This is a genomic window from Mammaliicoccus fleurettii (assembly GCF_003970575.1).
In the GTDB taxonomy this organism is placed as follows: domain Bacteria; phylum Bacillota; class Bacilli; order Staphylococcales; family Staphylococcaceae; genus Mammaliicoccus; species Mammaliicoccus fleurettii.
Map to the genome: position 1 here is coordinate 1 of NZ_RXWZ01000131.1, position 5,982 is coordinate 5,982.

At 29.2% G+C, this 5,982-nt stretch carries 3 protein-coding genes; all 3 read right to left on the bottom strand.

Going from position 1 to position 5,982, the window contains the following annotated elements:
* Positions 1–521 precede the first annotated feature (521 nt).
* Genes CD129_RS09620 through CD129_RS09630 form a run of 3 tightly spaced genes read right to left on the bottom strand, consistent with a single transcriptional unit; the run spans position 522 to position 5,823 of the window.
* Positions 522–2,168 (bottom strand): phospho-sugar mutase, encoded by a 1,647-nt coding sequence (locus CD129_RS09620; protein ID WP_115337794.1) that lies wholly within the window; start codon positions 2,166–2,168, stop codon positions 522–524.
* A 17-nt stretch (positions 2,169–2,185) separates the two neighbouring features.
* Positions 2,186–3,052, bottom strand: coding sequence for a UTP--glucose-1-phosphate uridylyltransferase GalU (galU, locus tag CD129_RS09625; protein WP_115337795.1), 867 nt, complete (start codon positions 3,050–3,052; stop codon positions 2,186–2,188).
* Positions 3,053–3,063: 11 nt separating this feature from the next.
* Positions 3,064–5,823 (bottom strand): CDP-glycerol glycerophosphotransferase family protein, encoded by a 2,760-nt coding sequence (locus CD129_RS09630; RefSeq protein ID WP_115337796.1) that lies wholly within the window; start codon positions 5,821–5,823, stop codon positions 3,064–3,066.
* Positions 5,824–5,982: the final 159 nt, after the last annotated feature.

Here is a 5,982-nt window from a genome sequence, read left to right on the forward strand (position 1 = left end):
TATTTATTGTATTTAATTACGACCTTCTTTTAAATAAAATTATTCTAATATTCATTTAAATATGGCTATAGGTTTAATATCACACCATTAAATTTCTTATTACATTAAAAATTACATTAATTGACATCATTCACATATAAAAAGCCTTATTGAGTAGAAAAATCATTAAGGCTTTTGCTAAACTTCTTTTTTAATTTGTCGTATTATTAAGAAAACCTCTTCTTATTTCTTATATTTAAAATATAAAAGTTAAATTTAAACATTAGATAATCAAAATTCATGACTCATTTATCAAGTTTAATGATACCGAAGCGTATCATCACCCATCAAAAAATCACAAAAAAATAAGCTAACTGTTTACAAATCCCTAAATACAGTCAGCTTATCCTATTTGTTCAATCTATTAATATTCATTTTTTATATCATTAATTTTGTGTACTTTTAATCAAAAGACACCATATTCGGAAAAGGAATCTGGTATCTTTTATATTTTATCTATTTTTCAGAAACGCTATCTTCTTCTACCCCAACTCATACTTCTCTTTAAACTCATCTATTACTTCTCCTAAATCGTCTACATCTAAAGAAAAATACAGTTTCATTTTAGGTTCTGTTCCTGATGGTCTTACTGCTATAAATCCTTCTTTAAAGATAAATTTGATTAGATCTGTTTGTGGTAAGTGGATAGTTTCTTTATTACCGCTTCTTACACTATATGATTCTTGTGTTACATAGTTCTCTATAATCAATGGTGTTAAGTTTGATAGTTCTATTGTATTTAATTGTTTGAAGTTGCTCATGATTTCATTGATCTTTGTTCTTCCTGCTGCGCCTTCAAATGTTGGTGATAGTGTCTTATCTTTATATTGTCCGTGTTCTTGATATATATTTTCTAATATATCTTTAAATGTAATACCTTCTTGTGCGAGTTGTTCTTTATACTTTATGAGTAATGCTGCTACTTGTATTGCATCTTTATCTCTTGAGATATCATCTACTATATATCCGTGGCTTTCTTCATATGCTAAGACAAGTTGTGAGGGATTATTTTCTAAGTTCATCAACTGTTCTGATATGTATTTAAAGCCTGTTAGGACATTTATTACGCCTATGTCTAATGATTTCGCTAACTTCTCACTTAATGCACTTGTTACGACTGATTTGATGATGTATTTCTGTTTATCATCTGATAGTTCTTCGTTTCTTAATTTCATAAGCAACAAGCCTATTTCATTTCCATTGAAATATTTCGTTGTGCCATCTTCGTATCTTTCTACAATTCCGATTCTATCTGCATCTGGATCTGTTGCGATTATCAACTGAGCGTCTTCTTGTTCTGCTAATGCTTTTCCTAATTCAAAAGTGTCTTCCGCTTCTGGGTTCGCAATTTTCACTGTTGGGAAGTCTCCGCTCGGCGCTGATTGTGCTTGTTCTACGATATAATTAGTGTATGATAAATCATTTAATATTTCGGATAATAAAGGTAAACTTGTACCGTGCAAGCTTGTTAGAACCGTCTTTGTTGATGTTGTTGAAAAGTCACCGACTAATTCTTTAATCGCTGCTTTATATGCTATTGTTGTTGCTTCATTTAATGGCATCACGACTTGTTCTTCTTGTAATGCTTTTAAGTCTGTCGTCTTAATATTTAAAGGATCTTTTACTTTATCTATATAATGACTAAGTTCTTGCGATGGTTCTGTTAATAATTGTCCACCGTCTGTGCCATAAACTTTAATGCCATTATAATTTTTAGGATTATGACTTGCTGTAATCATAATGCCAGCTGTTGTGTTTAAATATCTGACTGCAAATGATAATTCTGGTGTTGATTTATATGTTTCTGGCAATATAACATGAACACCATTTGTGCCTAATACTTTTGCTATTTCAATCGCAAATTCTTTAGATAAATGTCTCGTATCAAAGTGGATGACTACTTTAGGTTGTTCTGTTTTGATTTTTAAATATTTGGCTAATCCTAATGCAACCTTTTGTATAGTAAATTTATTTAAACGACCGGGTCCAATGCCAAACTTGCTTCTTATGCCTGCAGTTCCAAAGGATAATACATCTGAAAAACCTTCTTCAATTTCTTGATCTGATTGAAGTTTATAAAAGTGTTCCACTAAGCTTTCGGAAATTTTCTCTTCCCATTGTGCTTTCAAAGTTCTATCCCCTTTACCTAAATGTCTAATGATTGAATATATCGTTTAATTTCATTACTCATTCCTTCATCTTTTAAAGCAAATTCTATCGTTGTCTTAACAAATCCAATTTTCTCACCAACATCATAGCGCTTGCCTTCAAAGTCATACGCATAAACTTTATCGTCTTTATTTAAACGCTCTATAGCGTCTGTTAATTGAATTTCTCCACCACTACCTTCAGTTTGTGTTTCTAAATAGTCGAAGATTTTAGGTGAAAGTACATATCTACCCATAATTGCAAGGTTAGATGGTGCTGTTCCTTGCACAGGCTTTTCAACAAATTTTTCTACTTCATATAAGCGTTCGTCTTGAGATTTCGGTTCGATTATACCGTATCGATGTGTTTCTGATTCAGGTACAGTTTGAACACCAATAACTGATTTACCTGTTTCTTCATATTGATCCATTAATTGTTTGATCGCAGGATTATCAGACTCTACAATATCATCACCTAGTAGCACGGCAAATGGTTCATTACCGATAAATTGTTTAGCTGTATGAATTGCATGACCTAATCCTTTTTGTTCCTTTTGTCTCACATAGAAAATATTCGCTAAATTTGTTGAATACTGAACTTTATCAAGTAACTCAAGTTTACCCTTTTCGAACAATGTTGTTTCTAGTTCTTTTTGAATATCAAAGTGATCTTCAATCGCACGTTTATGTTTACCTGTGACAATAATAATATCCTCAATACCAGCTCTAGATGCCTCTTCTACAATATATTGAATTGTAGGTTTATCTAAAATTGGTAACATCTCTTTAGGCATCGCTTTCGTAGCAGGTAAGAAACGTGTTCCTAAACCTGCTGCTGGTATGATTGCTTTTTTTATTTTATTCATAGTACTCCCCTTTATAAAATTACATTTTGATATTCTTGTTTAGATTTTTCTTTATAATAGTCAAAATCAAATTCTTCAAATTGTTTATTATCATTTAAATGAATTTTAAATCCTTCAACAAGGCCATCTACTGTATTCTCTACAATTATTGCTTGATTTTCATTTAAATATTCAGTTGTTTCTTTTAAATTTACAGTAATTACATCAGTGTTTAAAGATAATGCTTCATATACCACAAGTCCTAACCCTTCATAGTTAGAAGATAAAACAAATGCATCAACATGTTTAAGTAATGGATAAGGATTATTAATCCCACCTAAAATCACTATATTTTCCTTGGCAACGGATTCTCTCACCCACTGTATAGTTTGTGATTTCAACGGACCATGTGGACATATCATAATTAAAAATATATTTGGATTCTCTATATAAACTTGCTCAAAAGCTTCTATTAATTTATCATGACCTTTTTGATAGTCATATCTTCCAATATTCAAATAGACTTTTATTTCTGGGTTAAATATCGCATCAAGTAATTTACATTTCGATATTCTCATTTTATTAAATAAATCTACTGAAACCACTGTTGGATTCATGTCTTTCGTTTCAAAATACTCATTTATTAAAAGTTCATTATTATTATATAAGTTTTCAAACGTTGTTCTTAATTCACTATCTTTAATAAAATTTTGATAAAGTGAATCAAATGATTTATCAATATGTTTAATCAACATTTCTTTATGTGTAATTAAAGTTGAATTAGTGTTTTGCTCATTATTCTCGGTTATTCCATTTTCTACATTTTTGATCAGATTTTTTTTCAACATTTCTTTTTCTGGATACCTTCCGAGTGTTTCTATTTCCATTTCTTCTGAATCTAATGACTTATAATTTAATTTTATATTCTCATTATAAGAGTAATCAACATGTACTGGTTCGATTGTTTGTAATAAGTTTTCCATAGAAAGATTTCTGTTTCTCTCTTCACCTAAAAAGTTATTTACTGTTACTACTTTATCAGAAATGTTCGGTAATTTTTCAATTAATTTACTTCTTAAATTATTATGGACAAGAACTACTTTATTAGCTTTTTCATAGGCTCCAAAAATTATTTTTTTACTAAAATTCTTTTTAGCTTCATATTCAGCAAACATGTCAGTGTGTACCCAAATAGCAGTTTTAGAATTGATATGTCTCATCATTTCAGCACTTTTTCTTTCGAATCCAGTATAATGAATAAACCAATCTATTTTTAAATCACCAAATAATCTACTAAACTCTTCCTTAAACATTCTTTCAAGTTGTTTTTCCACACTTGAGAATTTGAATTTTTCATTCCATAAGTATTTTTTCATAAGCAATCTATCTTTAAAGCTTCCATTCATTTCACCAACTGTTGGATAAAAATAGACATTCTCAGGTAAATTTAATAGGCGGTAGTAATGTTCTTTTTTCACTTTATTCTTTTCAAAAAAACAAATATAATTTTTTTCATTTGTGTCTATATTTTCTAAGGTATTAATTAATGCAGTTGTAATACCATTACTCCAAAATCCTCCACTTACTACTGCCACAGTTTCTTTTCCATTGTGAAGATTATGTGACTCTATAGATGAATCTTCCTTTCCAAATAACATATGATTCACAATAATTTCGCTACCATTAGCTTGATCAAATTCACTAAACTCATCTATAAATGTCTTATAGTCTACTTGTTTTGGAATACTATTTATAATATCTAGAAGTTCTTCTATATTATTCGTCTTTTCAAACGGATAAGTGGATAAATCATCATAAACACCTCTATTTTCTACATATTCTTTAAAGTCATATGTATATAGAATAACAGGCTTATTCAAATTGATATAATCATACATTACTGATGAGTAATCTGTTATTAAACCATCAGATGCTGCCAAAAACTCATAAATTTCAAAGTTTGTTGGGAATGGTTTTACTTTTTCATATGTATCTGGAATAACAGTTTTCTCAAATGGATGTAATTTAACATATACGATTGTGTCATCTTCTAAATTATCTTCTAGATAAGACATAAAATTCATTATTTGATCAGAACCTTTAACTTTACCTAAACTACCTCTCCATGTAGGCATATATACAAGAGCTTTTTTGTCGTTTATATGTAATGTTGTCCTAATGTTATTGCGTATCTTTTTATCAAAAAATATACTATTTCTTGGAGATGGTCCAATGATAAATTTCCCCGTATAGATATTATTTAAATGATGTGTCCTCGCTAATATTTCCATTGTTTTATGATTATTTACGTAAATACGATCTGCCATATAAAAATTACGTTGAACATTTGCCACATCTAATATTTTAGGTATATCTCTACCCATATGCTTTAGTGGAGTTCCATGCCATATAATAAAATACTTTTGCCCTTCTCGTTTGTTAAAGAAAGGATAAAATGTTGTATCATTAATTAAATACTCACATGTTGCAAGTAATTCATAATATTGATTAGACATATGTTTAACAAAGATTACCTTTTGTTTTAATTCTTGAGGTAAAAACAGCTCTAAATCTTCTTCATTTTTCAATGATACATATATTTTCATATTTATATTTTTATCTACAATATCTTTTACTAAATAATAAATATGACCACTTAGTGTATCCCCATGTACTGCTTCAAAGAGAACAGTCTTTTTTTGTATCTTTTTAGTTCTACGTGAATTTACGTAAACAAATTTCCCTTTATTTCTTTGAAAATTCCCAACTTTTTTTACAAATTTATTTTTCATGTTTTTTCTCTTCTTTCAAGGTTATTTATTGCCCTAAGTTTTTTTTAATTGTCTTCTTCATGTTCTCCATCTCTTATTAGTAAATAATCCTGTAATGTACTTTGAATATTCCACAAAATATTCAAAGTATAAAGAGAAACTATTGACATGCACATAAAC